Origin of the sequence: Marinobacter sp. NSM (genome assembly GCF_052380025.1) — a bacterium.
In the GTDB taxonomy this organism is placed as follows: domain Bacteria; phylum Pseudomonadota; class Gammaproteobacteria; order Pseudomonadales; family Oleiphilaceae; genus Marinobacter.
In genome coordinates this window covers 417,635-432,360 of record NZ_JBQTCK010000003.1, presented here as the reverse complement: position 1 = coordinate 432,360, position 14,726 = coordinate 417,635, and the positions used below count along the sequence as shown (strand labels likewise).

Genomic DNA, 14,726 nt, shown 5'->3' with positions numbered 1-14,726 from the left:
TCTCCGTAATCTGCGATGGGGTCAGGCGTTGTGGAACTGGGGCAGGGCGTCAACCGCCCAGGCGGGTGGCCCGGGGTAGCCAGATAAATGCCAGTGTTGATCGTGGCCATAAAACGCCACGTTACTGATCTTGGTCAGGGCGATATAGCCGTTGTTCAGCAGACCAATCCGGCTATCCCGCCACCGGTTAAGAAACGCCTCGGCACTATCGGTACTGACAGAGGGCCAGTCCGACCACACCCGCGCCAGGGTTATCCGGGTGGGCGCGAAATTCAGCAGATCAAACAGCTTGCGCAGCTCCTTCTGGTTCGCTGGCCCGAACATCACAATGCCCTGATCAATCCGCTCAATGGTCCCGGCAATCGCATGTTGCCGCTGATTCGGCTCCTCCGGCAGCGCACCGGCAAACATCGCCGGTAACAGTGCTTCAAACAGGGCAATATCATCCCGGCTCAGAAACTCGAACTGGTAACTGGCGTCCATCCGGGAATCAACGGCACTCACCCGCCCGGCAGGAGCGGTAGCGCAGCCCGTGAGGCCGGCGGTCAGGCTGACGGTGCTCAGGAACATGGCGCCGCCGAGGCCGGTTTTCAGGAAACTGCGTCGGCTAAGTTCCGGTTGATCTTCAGGGCAGTATTTCTGGGAAGGCGTGGTCATTGTTGAGGCTTCTTTTAACGTTATTGTTATAGGGCGGCAGGCACTGTGCCGGTGGCTGGGGTTTGGTGCGTCTTTCCAAGACTGTGCAAAACAGAGATGTTTTGCTCAAGCCTACATGGGTCAGTTCGAGCGATTATGAAGCGAAGCTTCATGCGACAAACTGACGCCGGCAATCTATGATTGCCGGCTGGACCCCACAGGGGTATTCACGGCGTGTCCCGGAAAGGCATCCCACCTCCCGGCCCGCACCCAACCCGAAGGCTGGGGCGAGCGGGGCTTCAGCGAATAAACAGCTTATAAACCATCCGATGGGCCGCCGTTCCGTGCGGCGCGTAAACAAACTTGCCGCTGTTGAACTTCTGCTTGGTAAAGATCGCCCGGTGGTGCGAGAAGGTCAGGAACCCTTCCTTGCCATGGTAATGACCCATACCGGAATCACCGATACCACCAAACGGCAGATCATCCTGCGCCACATGCATTAACGCATCGTTGATACACATACCGCCAGACAGCGTGTTATCCACCACAAACTGCTGGTGCGACTTGTCATAGCCAAAGAAGTACAGCGCCAGGGGCCGCGGACGATCATTGATGTAATGAACCGCTTCCTCCAGACCACCGTAGTTCACCACCGGCAGAATCGGCCCGAAAATCTCATCCTGCATCACCTTCATATCCGGCGTGGTTTTCAGCACCAGCGTCAGCGGAATCTTCCGGGTACCGTCCTTCATGTTCTCATTGGCCGGATTGATCTCCACCAACTCGGCGCCCTTGGCCCGGGCGTCCTCCAGATAGCTCTGCAGGCGATCATACTGGCGCTCATTGATGATCGCCGTGAAGTCGTCATTGTCTCGCAGGCTCGGATACATCTCCGCAAACTTCGAACGAAACTCGTCCACAAAGCCCTGCACGCGGTCTGCCGGGCACAGAACGTAATCCGGTGCCACACAGGTCTGGCCCGCGTTAAATGCCTTACCGAAAGCAATTCGCTGGGCCGCGTCTTCCATCGGCACATCCGGAGACACGATCGCTGGCGATTTGCCGCCCAGTTCCAAGGTCACCGGCGTCAGGTTTTCTGCGGCCGCGCGCATCACCAGTTTGCCTACCGAAGTGGAACCGGTGAACAGCAGGTGATCAAAGGGGCGTTGGGAGAAATCGGCGGCCACGTCCGCCTCGCCGGTAATCACCGACACCAGGTCCTCCGGGAACATGGATTCAATGATTTCCTTGAACAGTGCGGAGGTGTGCGGAGTGAATTCCGACATCTTGATCATGGTGCGATTGCCGGCAGCCAGAGACGCCACCAGTGGACCAACGGCCAGATACAGCGGATAGTTCCAGGGCACGATTACACCGACCACACCCTTGGGCTGGTAATGCACCTTGTTACTGGCGGGCTGGAACAGGACCGAAACGTGCCGCTTGGACGGCTTCATCCACTCGTTCAGATGTTTGAGCGTGTAGTTGATACCCTGGATGGATGGCATTACCTCTGCAATCAGGGTTTCATCTTTGGAGCGGCAGCTGAAGTCCCTGTCAATGGCCTCTACCAGACGGTCCTGATGGCTTAGCAAGGCACGCTTGAGCCGTTTCAGATTCTCCTTGCGTTCGGTCAGAGACGGCATCGGGTTGTTCCGGAACGCCTTCTTCTGGTCCTCAAACACGCGATGGGTGTGCTGAATCTGCTTTTTGCTCTCGGTGAGCTGGACGACAGTGGCTCCCATGTTTCTCTCCCCATTGGCTGCAGGGCGATACCCTGAGCCTGTTGTTTTTGGTTGGCTAAAATCTGGACGATTTGCACTTGAGGCTATTATTAGAGTATATACTCTAGGCAGTCAAGAAATGACGGTTGGCTCATCGGGCCATCCGTGATGCAGATAACAACAATCACTGGTGGGACGATGAAAACCAGAGACAAGATTCTGCTATCCAGTCTGGAGCTTTTTAACGAGCGGGGTGAAAGGAACATCACCACCAATCACATTGCCGCGCACCTGGCGATTTCTCCGGGCAACCTGTATTACCACTTCCGGAACAAGTCCGACATCATCTACGAGATCTTCCAGGAGTATGAAAAACTGGTGGATTATTACCTCGATATTCCGGAGGATCGGCTGCTGACGCTTGACGACCTGACCTTTTATCTGGAATCGGTGTTTGACGGTTTGTGGAGTTACCGGTTTTTTCACCGGGACCTGGAATACCTGCTGGACAGCGATACCAGGCTGCGCCAGGACTATCGGGAATTCACCAATCGATGTCTGGCCGCCATCAACCGGATCTTCGGCAAGCTGGCGGAGGCGGGCATTATCGAGCCGCAGCCGGAAGATTTACGTTCGGCCATGTCGCTCAACGTCTGGCTGGTCATCACCAACTGGATGGCTTTTCTGAAGACAGCCCACGCCAGTGACGAGCCTGCCAGTCTCACCCTCACCGAGCTCAAGCAGGGTATTTATCAGGTGCTGACTCTGGAATTGCCTTATCTGACCCCGGATTATCGCGAGCAGGTGCTGGCGTTACGTGAAAAGTATCGGCCAACGCTGCCGGAAAATCCGGAGCAGAACGGTGAGTCCTCGCGGGCTGAAACCGGGGTTTCTGTCGGGATTGGTTAAAAATTGAACTTTTTTCCGCGATCGCGTTCAAAGGTAGTGACGTGGGAAACCGGACATTTCCTGCGTCTCCTGAGTGAGTTCTCAGGTACGTCGCAAACCCTGACGTTTCACCGGTCTGTCTGATGGCAGGCCGGTTTTTTTCATCAGGGGGTTTCCGATTCCGGCGCTTCCAGCCAGTCTGTCAATGCTTCCCGGCATTCATCCACGCCACGTTTTGAGGTGGCGGAAAACATGATCAGGTGTGCTACGCACGCATAGGGTTTCAGCTTCTGGGCAATGCCCAGCATGGCCGTTTTCGCTTGCCCAAATTTCAGCTTGTCGGCTTTGGTGGCAAGAATCATCAACGGCAGGTTGTTATGCTCGCACCATTCCACCATCATTTGGTCAAAGTCGGTGAGTGGGTGCCGGATATCCATCACCAGCACCAGGCCTCGCAGGCAGCGGCGATCATTCAGGTAATGCCCCAGATGCTGTTGCCAGTCGTCTTTCATGTCCCGGGAGACTTTGGCGTAGCCGTAACCGGGCAGGTCGACCAGGCGCAGGTTCTCTTTATTGAGTGTAAAAAAGTTTATCAGCCGGGTCCGGCCGGGTGTTTTACTGGTCCGGGCCAGTTTGCCGTTGGCAGTAATGGCGTTCAGCGCGCTGGACTTGCCAGCATTGGAGCGCCCAGCGAAGGCAACCTCGGCACCGATGTCTGGCGGGCACTCGTCCAGTTTGGACGCGCTGATCAGAAAACGGGCACTGTTGAACGAAACGCTTTTTTGAGTCAGATCAGGGTCCACGATGGTTGGTATTCCTTTGGATTTCAGTTATCGGCGATTAATGTATAATGCTACACCAAATTCCGGCGGGACGCTGCGCGTTGCCGCTGTCAGCCCCGGTGATAAGCCAGATAAATTGGCGCCTGCCGGCTGCACAACGAAGAATACTTTCAAGATGCAAAGATGAGAGAAGCGGAGCGAGCATGAAAAGACTGATCGCAGGAGTTGTTCTCGGAGTTGGCCTGACGGCAATGGCTCACGGGGCAGGAGATCCGGCAGCGGGTGAACAGAACGCAGCGGTATGTGCCAGCTGTCACGGCCAGGGCGGCGCCAAGCCGATCATGGCGGTGTATCCGAAATTGTCCGGATTGGGCGAGAAATACCTGTATCGCCAACTGGTCGATATCAAAAACGGAGACCGTCCGATTCCGGAAATGACCGGCTTGCTGAATAATATGTCTGATCAGGACCTGTGGGATCTGGCTGCCTACTATAACGAGCAGGAAATGGTTGTTGGCCAGGCCGATCCGGATCTGGTCGAGCGTGGCCAGGCGCTGTTCCGTGGCGGTAACATGGCCTCCGGCGTTGCCGCATGTGCCGGTTGCCACAGCCCGAACGGTGCTGGCAACGAGCCAGCTGGCTACCCTCGCCTGGGCGGTCAGACCGCTGAGTACGTAGAGAAGCAGCTGAAAGCCTACCGTGACGGCGAGCGTGCAGGTACCACCAACGCCAACATCATGGTGGACGTGGCTACCCGTCTGACCGATGCCGAGATCAAGGCCTTGGCAAACTACGTTTCTGGCCTGAACTGAGTCCGGCTTGACGTAGTGAGTTGTAAAAACCCCGCCAAGGCGGGGTTTTTACTGCTTACCTTTCCGTAACCATTCCCTTCTGGCCAGCAGTGGAACTTTCCCGGTTTGCTGGGTCATAATCGTTGTCACATCAGAACATCGAACTCGGAGATTCCCGATGATAAGAACACTAGGCACAGTTGTTGTTTTCGCGCTGTCTATGGCGGTTGGTGCTGTTGCGCAGGCTCAGTCATGGGTTGAGAACACTCATTACCGCACCCTGGATAATCCGGTTCGCACCGCATCGGACGAAGGCGTAGAAGTTGCCGAAGTGTTCTGGTACGGCTGCCCTCACTGTTATACCTTCAAGCCGCTTATCGAGTCTTGGGCAGACCAGGCGCCTGACTACGTGAATTTCGTGAAGCTGCCGGCAGCACTGGGTCAAAGTTGGGAGCCTCACGCTTACGCCTTTTATGCTTTGGAGGCCATGGGTGAGTTGGACAAGGTGCATGACGCCCTGTTTACGGCGCTGGCTGGCGAACGTCGCCCCCTGAATTCCCCCGAAGCTCTGGCGGATTTCGTTAGCGGCTACGGCGTTGATGCCGAGGAGTTTCTCAACAACTACCGCAGCTTCGGTGTTCGTGCACGGGTTCAGCAGGCTCAGGCCAAGATCCGCGGCGCGCGCATCACCGGTACACCGACTATGCTGGTAAATGGCAAGTACGTGGTCAGCGCCTCAATGGCAGGTGGTCATGAGGCCGTACTGTCTGTGGTTGACTACCTGGTCGAGCAGGAACGTGCTGCGGCAGAGTGAGCCGCCGGTATTGAGGGGCGCGTTCAGGTTCAGCGTGGGAATCCCCTGTTATGTATAAGCGTCTGCGCAATCAGATTAATGGCATTCTCCGGGGGCCGGAAGGTCCCCGGGGGGCCTGTTCTGGTAGCGAGCATGTGCCTGAGTTCGAGCCCCATCGTCATATCCGGCTGCTCACCTTCAATATCCAGGTGGGCATCAATACCTCGTCTTACCATCACTACCTGACCCGCAGCTGGCAGCACTTTCTGCCTCATCGTCGCCGCATCGAGAATCTCGACCGTATTGCCACCCTGTTGCGGCAATACGACGTGGTGGCGTTGCAGGAATGCGACGGTGGCAGTTTGCGCAGTGGCTATATCAACCAGGTTCAGTATCTGGCAGAAGCCGCCGGTATTCCCTACTGGTATCAGCAATTAAACCGCAATCTTGGTCAGATCGCGCAGCACAGTAACGGTCTGTTGAGTCGGTATCGGCCTCTGGATGTCACTGAGCACAAGCTGCCCGGCCTGATTCCTGGCCGTGGAGCGATCATTGCCCGCTATGGTTCGGAAGACGATCCGCTCATACTGGTACAAATGCACCTGTCTCTCAGCAAGGCGGCACAGCAGCGGCAACTGGGTTACGTGCGGGATCTCATTGCCGACTACCGGCACGTAGTCCTGATGGGGGATATGAATGCTCATGCAGAGCAGCTGCTGACCCAAACGCCCTTGAGAGAAACCGACCTGATTCCCCTGCCGGGCACGGCTCACAGCTTCCCCAGCTGGCGGCCCGAAAAGGCCCTGGACCACATTATGGTCAGTCCTTCCCTGGAAATCCGACGTGCCGAGGTGATTAGTTATCCGGTATCGGACCATTTGCCCATCGCCATGGATGTGGCATTGCCGAAAGGGTATCTGGAAACCTTCTAAGGTCTGGAGACCCTTTCGGTGCAGGGGTGTTTTGCTCAGGTATAAAAAAACCCGGCTCGCTGGCCGGGTTTTTTTGTGGAGGCAGGATCAATTACTTGATCTTGGCTTCCTTGTACGCAACGTGCTTGCGGACAACCGGATCGTACTTTTTGATCTCGATTTTTTCCGGAGTGTTACGCTTGTTCTTTTTAGTCGTGTAGAAGTGACCAGTGCCTGCTGATGAAACCAGCTTGATTTTCTCGCGCATGATGCGGCTCCTTAAACTTTCTCGCCGCGGGCACGAAGATCGGCCAGCACAGCGTCAATGCCTTTTTTGTCGATGATGCGCATGCCCTTGGTGGATACGCGCAGCTTCACGAAACGCTTCTCGGTCTCAACCCAGAAACGGTGGTTCTGCAGATTCGGCAGAAAACGACGACGAGTGTGGTTCATCGCGTGGGATACATTGTTACCGGTAACCGGACGCTTACCGGTAACCTGACAAACTCTGGACATACTTGCCTCCGACCTGAGCAATGGTCTATCAATACGAATTCGTTTTTTAATGCGTCTCTGGTTGCTCCGGAGCAATAACTGCCACCGGTTCGCGCCTCTAAACTGAACGCTGCTCGCCAGACGCCGCCAGAGAAAGGGACGCTTTTATACCAGAACTGACCGACCAACGCAAAAAATTGTTGGGAATTTGGCCAGTTTTCCGGAAGCGACCCTGCTGCAGCTACATCAACCCTCGTTCAGCCAGGGATATTACCTCACCGTGGCCGATAACCATATGGTCAAGAACCCTGATATCCACCAGTCCGAGCGCTTCTTTCAGTCTGCGGGTCAGGGAAATGTCCGCCTGGCTGGGCTCCGCGACGCCAGACGGGTGATTGTGGGCAAAAATGACAGCGGCGGCGTTGTCTTCGAGGGCCTGGCGAACCACTTCCCGGGGATACACGGCAGCACCGTCAATGGTGCCGCGAAACAGCTCCCGGTACTGAATTACCCGGTGGCGGTTATCCAGGAACAGGCCGGCGAACACTTCGTGGGGGTAAGTGCCCAGCCGGCTGGTGAGAAAGCGGCGGGTGTCAGCTGGTGAGCGCAGCGGATCTCCCTGGCGCAGTGGTTCGTCCATCACCCGGCGGGCCATCTCCATGGCGGCCTGAACCTGGGCGTATTTGGCCGTGCCCAGGCCTTTGACCTCACAGAACTGCCTGCGGGAGGCAGTCATCAAGCCCCGCAGGCCGGAAAATTCAGAGATCAGATGGCGGGCCAGGTCCATCACCGGCATGCCAGTGGTGCCGGTGCGCAGGAAAATGGCCAGGAGTTCGGCGTCAGACAGGGCTTCCGGGCCGTGGGCCAGAAGGCGCTCACGGGGCCGTTCATCAGTTGGCCAGGCAGGGTTGTTCATGCTGTGCGTCCTTGCGTGTCAGATTGTGATGCATCCTGCATCGGTTCTCAGAATTACAAAGGTTACTCCAAAAAGTAACATTTGGTAAACGAACGGGTGCTCTTGCAGGCTGCCTGCCGGGCCCGGGCGTGCTATCTTATAACCCTTTCATTTTACGGGATTACGGAGCCCTTCATGGCTGCCAAACGAATTCTGCTGGGAATCACCGGTGGCATTGCTGCCTATAAAAGCGCCGAACTGGTCCGGCTGCTCAAGAAAGCGGGCCTTGAAGTGCGGGTGGTGATGACCCGGGGTGCCGAGGCATTTGTGACGCCGCTGACGTTTCAGGCCCTCAGCGGCGAGCCGGTGCGCACATCGCTGCTCGACCCGGAGGCCGAGGCCGGCATGGGCCATATTGAGCTGGCCAAATGGGCCGATCAGGTAGTGGTGGCGCCCGCGTCTGCGGATTTTCTGGCCCGTCTGGCCCAAGGCATGGCGGATGACCTGCTGACCACGGTCTGTTGTGCCACTGAGGCGCCCATTGCAGTGGCCCCCGCTATGAATCAGGCCATGTGGAAGAATGTCCGGACCCAGAGAAACATGTCTCTGCTGGCGGAAGACCCGCAGATTACCGTCTGGGGGCCGGATCAGGGCGAGCAGGCTTGTGGTGATACAGGCCCTGGCCGGATGCTGGAGCCGGACGCCCTTGCCAGCCGGATTCTGGCTGATGCAACCCGGGCCACTGTCGGAGCGCTGGCGGGAAAACGGGTGGTGATCACTGCCGGCCCTACCCGTGAACCCATTGATCCGGTGCGTTATATCTCCAACCACAGCTCCGGCAAAATGGGTTATGCCCTGGCTCGGGCGGCAGCAGATGCGGGCGCCCGGGTGGTACTGGTGAGTGGCCCGGTTAACCTGCCGGTGCCGGATGGCGTGGCAGTCCGGCCGGTGATGACGGCAAAAGACATGTTGCAGGAAGCCGAGCGGGTTGTGGCGGAGGGCTGCGACATTTTTATTGCCACGGCGGCGGTGGCTGATTACCGGCCTGCGGCCTGTGCCGGCGACAAAATCAAGAAAACGGACGAAGCGATGACGCTGTCGCTGGTGCGCAATCCAGATACGCTGGCGACCATTGCCGCCCGCAAGAATCCTCCGTTTACCGTGGGCTTCGCCGCGGAAACCACAGATGTCGCCCGCTATGCCAACGATAAAATGCAACGCAAGAAGCTCAATATGATCGTGGCCAACGACGTGTCCGTCCCGGGGCTGGGCTTTAACAGCGATCAGAATGCCGTCACGGTATTCTGGCCGAGCGGGGAGCAGGCGATTGGCCCGGATAGCAAACAGGCCATCGCAGACACATTGGTGGCGTTGATCGCCGAACACAGCAACAAGGTCGGGAACTCATGACGCAAAAGAAACTGCAGGTACGAATCCTGGACGATCGAATTGGCACCGACATACCGTTTCCGGAGTATGCAACGCCGGGCTCGGCCGGCCTGGATCTGCGTGCTTGCCTGAATGCGCCATTAACGGTCGAGCCGGGCGAGACACACCTGATTCCGACCGGACTATCCGTGCACATTGCCGACCCGTCGCTGGCGGCAATGATCCTGCCGCGCAGCGGTCTTGGCCACAAGCACGGCATCGTGCTGGGCAATCTGGTGGGGTTAATCGATTCCGATTACCAGGGTGAATTGATGGTGTCATGTTGGAACCGGGGCCAAACCGCTTTCACCATCGCCATCGGTGAACGTATTGCCCAGCTGGTTCTGGTGCCGGTTGTACAGGCAGACTTTGAAGTGGTGTCGGAATTCGGCGCCAGTACCCGCGGCGTGGGCGGGTTTGGTTCAACCGGAACGCACTGAGTCGGTTACCGGAGGCTGGCAGCGTTTATGCAGGTCGGCGTCTATACTTTGCTGGTAACTGATTGTCCGGGACGTAAAAATCATTGCGGGAAGCACTATGAAACTCGGTAAAAAGAAAATCAAAGAGCCGTCGGTGGATGACAATCCCGAAAAGAAGCCGGGAAAGAAAAACAAGCGAAAAGCAGAATCTTCAGGGTCAGGCCTCAAGCGACTCAACACTGTAGCACTCAACCAGGCGCTGGTGGTGGTTCTGGCCGGCGTGGTTGCGGTGGCTCTGCTTCATTTCCTGGTCATTGTGCCCGCCGGTGAGCGCAGTTACCAGCAGGCCCGGGTGGTTGAGGCCGATGGCGCCCAACAGAGGCTGAACCAGTATTTTAGTGCCCAGCAGGAACAAGTGCGTGCCCTGGCCAATCAGCGCTATGTGAGCAATCAGCTTGCCGAACAAGGTGACCGGGACGAGCTGGCGCGCCAGCTGCAGGCGGCGTTGCCGGGAGCCCAGGCGGTTTTTGTCTTCCGTTACCGCGATATTCCCCGCACCGGCAGCAGCGACAGCCTGCTCGGGTTTGCCGGCCTGGAGCTGGCACGGAGGGCAGAGAACGGGCAGTCACTATTGCCGGACGCCTTTCCCCGTAACGATCAGTGGTATCTTCAGTACGCCGCGCCAGTTCGACATCCGGTCAGCAACGCCGTCCAGGGCAGTGTGCTGGTGGTTTACGGCGCGGATCAGCTCCAGCCGCTTCTGACCGTTGGCAACCGCCAGTTGGGAGGCCAGTTGTCGCTGGTGCAGGCGGCATCGGGTTCCCAGCGCACCGTGGTCAGCGCCGGCCGGGGGACGGGCCCTTCTGAAGCCAGAACCCTGTCGAATCCTGACTGGTCAGTGGTGTTCCAGCCGGCCCGGGCGCCAGAGGCACCGGTCAATACCATCGTGGCCGCCGTGCTGGTCGGCATTCCGGCACTGGTGGCCGCAATTGTTGTCTGGGTGTTGTTGGGCGGCGCCCAGCGAGGCATTCGCCAGGATGTGACGGCCTTGATCCAGTGGTCGCACAAGGTGTTTGGCGGCGAGCGGGTGAAACTGCCGACCTTCCGTTGGGATATGGTGGCATCTACCGGCGAGGTGCTGTTCCGCCTGTCGCAGATGGTTGATAAACGGCTGGCAAAAGCCGCCGAGAGCGCAAAACCGCAGCCGGCGGCAGCAAAGACCAGAGCGCCCGCTTCGGGTGAAGAAGAGCCACTGTTCCAGGACAAGGACATGCCCGATATCGACATGCTCGATGGCGACGAGGATGTGCTTGGCTTTGGCAGTGGTGATGATGCGCTGTTCGATGAGGATATCCCCGAGGTGGTGGAAGCCGAGCTGCCGTCTGTGGATGTTGCCTCTGAGATCTTCCGGGCCTACGACATCCGGGGAGTGGTGGGTGAGACCCTGTCGCCCGAAGTGGTGAGGGTGATTGGTCTTGCCATTGGTTCCGAGGCCTCGGCCCGTGGAGTTACCTCCATCTGCATTGGTTACGATGGTCGCCATTCCAGCCCGGAGCTGGCCGATGCGCTGGCCGGTGGCATCATGGCAACCGGCTGCAATGTGATCCATGTCGGAGCAGTACCCACGCCGGTGCTCTATTTTGCAACACACCAGCTGCAAACCGGCTCCGGTGTGATGGTGACCGGTAGCCACAACCCCGCCAACTATAATGGCCTGAAAATCATGCTGGGCGGTGAAACCCTGTCTGGCGAGGCGATTCAGAAACTTTACCAGCGTATTCAGACCGCCGACTTCACCTCTGGTCAGGGCGCCCAGTCCCGGGAAGATGTGCGCCGGGCCTATCTGGACCGGATTGTCGGTGACATCGCCGTGGCTGCCCCGCTCAAAGTCGTGGTGGATGCCGGCAATGGTATCGCGGGCGAACTCGGCCCCATGCTGATCGAGGAACTTGGCTGTGAGGTAACCCCGCTGTATTGCGAGGTAGATGGCGACTTCCCCAATCACCACCCGGACCCCGGCAAGCCAACCAATCTGCAGGATCTGATCGCCAAAGTTCAGGAAACCGGCGCCGATATCGGTCTGGCCTTTGATGGTGACGGTGATCGCCTGGGTGTGGTAACCAACACCGGAAAGATCATCTGGCCGGACCGGTTGCTGATGCTGTTCGCCAGGGATGTGGTGTCCCGAAACCCGGGGGCGGATGTCCTGTACGATGTGAAATGCAGTCGTCGCCTGGCAGGCGTGATTTCCGAAGCCGGTGGCCGGCCCATCATGTGGAAATCCGGCCACTCACTGATGAAAGCGAAGATGAAGGAAAGTGGCGCGCTGCTGGCCGGTGAAATGAGTGGCCACGTGTTCTTTGGTGAACGTTGGTACGGCTTTGATGACGGGCTGTATTCGGCCGCCCGGTTGCTGGAGATCCTGGGTATTGAGGATCGTCACAGTGACGATGTCTTTGCCGACTTCCCCGAGGATATCAGCACGCCTGAGCTGAATGTCGAGGTGACGGAAACCGAGAAGTTCGCGATTATTGAACGCCTTGGCAAGCTGGGTGAATTTGGTGACGGCAACATCAGCACCATCGACGGCATTCGGGTAGATTATACCGATGGCTGGGGGCTGTGCCGGGCGTCCAACACCACGCCGGTTCTGGTACTGAGGTTTGAGGCTGAAACCGACGAGGCTCTTGAACGGATCAAGACCGTCTTCCGTGAGCAATTACAGAAGTCCGCACCCGACCTGGTTGCGGACTTCTGACAAGACACATTCTCTGACAGCAAGGAATTACACATCACCATGGCGCTGGATCGTAAAACAGCAATGCAGGTGGCCTCGGTACTGAGCCGGGGCCTGCCCTATATCCAAAGATTTACTGGCAAGACCGTTGTGATCAAGTACGGCGGCAATGCCATGGAAAACGAAGAGCTCAAAAGCAGCTTCGCCCGGGATGTGGTGCTGATGAAACTGGTGGGCATCAACCCCATCGTGGTTCACGGCGGCGGCCCTCAGATTGGCGAGCTGCTGGAGCGTTTGAACATCAAATCCCGCTTTGTGAACGGCATGCGCGTGACCGACGCCGAAACCATGGATGTGGTGGAAATGGTGCTGGGTGGCCAGGTAAACAAGGAAATTGTATCCCTGATCAACGCCCAGGGCGGCACCGCCGTGGGCCTGACCGGTAAAGACGCCAACCTGATTCGTGCCCGCAAGCTGGAGGTAGTTGACCGTTCACCGGAACTGGAACGACCGGAGATCATCGACATTGGCCACGTGGGGGAGGTTGCCAGTGTTAATGTCGATGTGATCGACATGCTCACCCGCAGCAACGTGATTCCGGTGATTGCCCCCATCGGTGTGGGCCCTGATGGCGCATCCTACAACATCAATGCCGACCTGGTGGCCGGCAAGGTGGCGGAAGCCATGAAGGCGGAAAAGCTGATTCTGCTGACCAACGTCTCCGGCCTGAAGAGCAAGGAAGACAAGGTGCTGACCGGCCTGACCGCCCAGCAGGTTAACGACCTGATTGATGATGGCACCATCCACGGCGGCATGCTGCCGAAGATTCGCTGCGCGCTCAGTGCGGTGGAGAACGGCGTGCGTACCTCCCACATCATTGATGGCCGTGTTGCCCATGCCTGTTTGCTGGAAATCTTTACCGACGAAGGCGTTGGTACCCTGATTTCCCGGAACTAAACAACCTGACCCGGGAGCAACCGGATGAAGCGCCTGTTGTCATTTCTGATCACGTTGGGAATTGTGGCTTTTGTCGGTTTCAAGGCCGGCGTCTGGTGGCTGACGGATCAGCGCATGGCACAAGCGCGGTCGGAGCTCTCCAGCTATGGTGTGCTGGAGCGAGGCCAGATCGGCTCGGCTCTGGACGGCCGGGTGACCTTGAGGCAGTCCCGTTGGGAAGACTTTCGACTGACCCAGCCGTTGCAGCTGGGTCTGATTGAATTTGATGCCGGTTCGCCTGTGACCCTTCTGACCACCCTGGCCAACCCGTCACCGCTGCCAGCGACCTGGTCGCTGACGGCAGAGCAGGCCAGCATGGCTCTGGAGCCGACCATGTTTCGGAACTGGCTGACCGCGGGTGCCGAGTCACAATCACGGCTGCCGCCGCTGGTGTCGCTGGCCTGTGCGCCGGATCCCCGGCAGCAACTGGGCAGTGGCGACCTGATGCGCATGGGGATTTCGGCTATTCACGGCGACGTGCACCTGAAGCAGGGCCCTGAAGGTGTCCGGTTGGAGATCAATAGTGCAGAAACCGGCAGCCTGGAAGCGGAATGGCCGGGCGCCCGGGTTAATCTCTCCAGCCTGGCGGCAACCCTGGAGAGCAGTGCTGAACCGGTTCGTATTACCTCTCGGGACGCTGGCCTGATGCGCCGCCTGTCGGCTTACTGTGCCCGGGAAACCGGGCAGGACGTGAACGAATGGGCCCGTAACGCGGTCGCTGTCATGGCGGCAGGCCTGCAAGCCCGTGGCTACGATGGCAGCGATCAATTGCTGGCACTTTACCGCCAGTGGCTGATGGAAGGTGGCGAGCTGCAATTTGCCATTACACCCGGCTCTGGCACTTTTGGCATACCCGTTCGCTCTGAATCCGCGCCCGAAGCCGCCTGGCCGGTTGACTATAATGGTGCCGGGGTTCCCGATATCTACCTGACCGAAATGGAAGCCCCCGAGCCACAGTTGCCTCTGGAAGCACTGGAACCGGTGATCCCCCGGGAGGAGCCCGGTGTTCAGCAATGGTACCCGGCGGACCTGGAAGGGGCGCAGACCTGGCTTGGGCGGCAGGTGAGGGTAACGCTGTCTAACGGCAATCAGGTAGAGGGTCGCCTGGTCAGCGTGGGGGAGCGTGAGCTGGAAGTGTCACGCACCGTTGCCGGCGGAGAGGTGGCTTATCCAATATTGATTCGGGCCATCACCCAGTTAGATGTCTGGCGGCGGGGCAGGGCAGACTGAG

15 protein-coding genes are annotated in these 14,726 nt (G+C 58.2%); 9 read left to right on the top strand and 6 right to left on the bottom strand.

Features of this window, described 5'->3' with window-relative positions:
* Positions 1 to 21 precede the first annotated feature (21 nt).
* Both ACTZWX_RS09660 and ACTZWX_RS09655 read right to left on the bottom strand, forming a co-directional pair.
* Positions 22 to 657, bottom strand: coding sequence for a hypothetical protein (locus tag ACTZWX_RS09660; RefSeq protein ID WP_444713744.1), 636 nt, complete (start codon positions 655 to 657; stop codon positions 22 to 24).
* A gap of 278 nt (positions 658 to 935) precedes the next feature.
* On the bottom strand, positions 936 to 2,381 hold the full coding sequence (locus ACTZWX_RS09655) for a coniferyl aldehyde dehydrogenase (protein WP_444713743.1): 1,446 nt from the start codon (positions 2,379 to 2,381) through the stop codon (positions 936 to 938).
* 177 nt (positions 2,382 to 2,558) lie between these two features.
* On the opposite strand from ACTZWX_RS09655, the gene ACTZWX_RS09650 reads away from it, so the two are divergent.
* On the top strand, positions 2,559 to 3,269 hold the full coding sequence (locus ACTZWX_RS09650; RefSeq protein WP_072676133.1) for a TetR/AcrR family transcriptional regulator: 711 nt from the start codon (positions 2,559 to 2,561) through the stop codon (positions 3,267 to 3,269).
* Positions 3,270 to 3,412: 143 nt separating this feature from the next.
* Here the strand turns inward: ACTZWX_RS09650 and yihA are convergent, their stop codons facing one another.
* Positions 3,413 to 4,051, bottom strand: a complete 639-nt coding sequence (yihA, locus tag ACTZWX_RS09645; RefSeq protein ID WP_058091508.1) for a ribosome biogenesis GTP-binding protein YihA/YsxC — start codon at positions 4,049 to 4,051, stop codon at positions 3,413 to 3,415.
* 182 nt (positions 4,052 to 4,233) lie between these two features.
* Here yihA and ACTZWX_RS09640 point away from each other — a divergent pair, with 182 nt between their 5' ends.
* The 3 genes from ACTZWX_RS09640 (at position 4,234) to ACTZWX_RS09630 (ending at position 6,546) form a co-directional block, all read left to right on the top strand.
* A complete protein-coding gene (locus ACTZWX_RS09640) occupies positions 4,234 to 4,842 on the top strand; it encodes a c-type cytochrome (protein ID WP_072676135.1) in 609 nt (202 codons plus the stop codon).
* A 157-nt stretch (positions 4,843 to 4,999) separates the two neighbouring features.
* Positions 5,000 to 5,635 (top strand): thiol:disulfide interchange protein DsbA/DsbL, encoded by a 636-nt coding sequence (locus ACTZWX_RS09635; RefSeq protein WP_058091506.1) that lies wholly within the window; start codon positions 5,000 to 5,002, stop codon positions 5,633 to 5,635.
* Positions 5,636 to 5,685: 50 nt separating this feature from the next.
* Positions 5,686 to 6,546 (top strand): endonuclease/exonuclease/phosphatase family protein, encoded by an 861-nt coding sequence (locus tag ACTZWX_RS09630; protein WP_444713742.1) that lies wholly within the window; start codon positions 5,686 to 5,688, stop codon positions 6,544 to 6,546.
* A gap of 91 nt (positions 6,547 to 6,637) precedes the next feature.
* Here ACTZWX_RS09630 and rpmG read toward each other — a convergent pair whose 3' ends face one another.
* The 3 genes from rpmG to radC all read right to left on the bottom strand — a co-directional run bounded on the left by rpmG (position 6,638) and on the right by radC (position 7,936).
* A complete protein-coding gene (gene rpmG / locus ACTZWX_RS09625; protein ID WP_008173465.1) occupies positions 6,638 to 6,793 on the bottom strand; it encodes a 50S ribosomal protein L33 in 156 nt (51 codons plus the stop codon).
* 11 nt (positions 6,794 to 6,804) lie between these two features.
* Entirely contained in the window at positions 6,805 to 7,041 is a 237-nt protein-coding gene (gene rpmB, locus ACTZWX_RS09620; protein ID WP_058091504.1) for a 50S ribosomal protein L28, read from the bottom strand.
* Between the two features lie 220 nt (positions 7,042 to 7,261).
* Positions 7,262 to 7,936: a RadC family protein gene (gene radC, locus ACTZWX_RS09615; RefSeq protein ID WP_106693971.1), complete on the bottom strand. Its 675-nt coding sequence runs from the start codon at positions 7,934 to 7,936 to the stop codon at positions 7,262 to 7,264.
* A gap of 174 nt (positions 7,937 to 8,110) precedes the next feature.
* Here radC and coaBC point away from each other — a divergent pair, with 174 nt between their 5' ends.
* The 5 genes from coaBC to ACTZWX_RS09590 all read left to right on the top strand — a co-directional run bounded on the left by coaBC (position 8,111) and on the right by ACTZWX_RS09590 (position 14,725).
* Positions 8,111 to 9,325: a bifunctional phosphopantothenoylcysteine decarboxylase/phosphopantothenate--cysteine ligase CoaBC gene (gene coaBC, locus ACTZWX_RS09610; RefSeq protein WP_444713741.1), complete on the top strand. Its 1,215-nt coding sequence runs from the start codon at positions 8,111 to 8,113 to the stop codon at positions 9,323 to 9,325.
* Positions 9,322 to 9,783, top strand: coding sequence for a dUTP diphosphatase (dut, locus tag ACTZWX_RS09605; protein WP_444713740.1), 462 nt, complete (start codon positions 9,322 to 9,324; stop codon positions 9,781 to 9,783). Before coaBC ends, dut begins: the two co-directional genes overlap by 4 nt.
* Positions 9,784 to 9,880: 97 nt before the next feature.
* Entirely contained in the window at positions 9,881 to 12,520 is a 2,640-nt protein-coding gene (locus tag ACTZWX_RS09600) for a phosphomannomutase/phosphoglucomutase (protein WP_444713739.1), read from the top strand.
* Positions 12,521 to 12,559: 39 nt separating this feature from the next.
* Complete coding sequence (gene argB / locus ACTZWX_RS09595; RefSeq protein ID WP_444713738.1) at positions 12,560 to 13,456, top strand: acetylglutamate kinase; 897 nt, start codon at positions 12,560 to 12,562, stop codon at positions 13,454 to 13,456.
* 24 nt (positions 13,457 to 13,480) lie between these two features.
* Positions 13,481 to 14,725, top strand: a complete 1,245-nt coding sequence (locus tag ACTZWX_RS09590) for an acetylornithine deacetylase (RefSeq protein WP_444713737.1) — start codon at positions 13,481 to 13,483, stop codon at positions 14,723 to 14,725.
* Position 14,726: the final 1 nt, after the last annotated feature.

Excerpts from the sequence above, each read along its gene's own strand:
- ACTZWX_RS09590 (WP_444713737.1), top strand. The coding sequence starts at position 13,481 with ATGAAGCGCCTGTTGTCATTTCTGATCACGTTGGGAATTGTGGCTTTT.
- ACTZWX_RS09650 (WP_072676133.1), top strand. The coding sequence starts at position 2,559 with ATGAAAACCAGAGACAAGATTCTGCTATCCAGTCTGGAGCTTTTTAAC.
- rpmG (WP_008173465.1), bottom strand. The coding sequence starts at position 6,793 with ATGCGCGAGAAAATCAAGCTGGTTTCATCAGCAGGCACTGGTCACTTC.
- rpmB (WP_058091504.1), bottom strand. The coding sequence starts at position 7,041 with ATGTCCAGAGTTTGTCAGGTTACCGGTAAGCGTCCGGTTACCGGTAAC.
- dut (WP_444713740.1), top strand. The coding sequence starts at position 9,322 with ATGACGCAAAAGAAACTGCAGGTACGAATCCTGGACGATCGAATTGGC.
- argB (WP_444713738.1), top strand. The coding sequence starts at position 12,560 with ATGGCGCTGGATCGTAAAACAGCAATGCAGGTGGCCTCGGTACTGAGC.
- ACTZWX_RS09640 (WP_072676135.1), top strand. The coding sequence starts at position 4,234 with ATGAAAAGACTGATCGCAGGAGTTGTTCTCGGAGTTGGCCTGACGGCA.
- ACTZWX_RS09635 (WP_058091506.1), top strand. The coding sequence starts at position 5,000 with ATGATAAGAACACTAGGCACAGTTGTTGTTTTCGCGCTGTCTATGGCG.
- radC (WP_106693971.1), bottom strand. The coding sequence starts at position 7,936 with ATGAACAACCCTGCCTGGCCAACTGATGAACGGCCCCGTGAGCGCCTT.
- ACTZWX_RS09655 (WP_444713743.1), bottom strand. The coding sequence starts at position 2,381 with ATGGGAGCCACTGTCGTCCAGCTCACCGAGAGCAAAAAGCAGATTCAG.
- coaBC (WP_444713741.1), top strand. The coding sequence starts at position 8,111 with ATGGCTGCCAAACGAATTCTGCTGGGAATCACCGGTGGCATTGCTGCC.
- ACTZWX_RS09630 (WP_444713742.1), top strand. The coding sequence starts at position 5,686 with ATGTATAAGCGTCTGCGCAATCAGATTAATGGCATTCTCCGGGGGCCG.
- ACTZWX_RS09660 (WP_444713744.1), bottom strand. The coding sequence starts at position 657 with ATGACCACGCCTTCCCAGAAATACTGCCCTGAAGATCAACCGGAACTT.
- ACTZWX_RS09600 (WP_444713739.1), top strand. The coding sequence starts at position 9,881 with ATGAAACTCGGTAAAAAGAAAATCAAAGAGCCGTCGGTGGATGACAAT.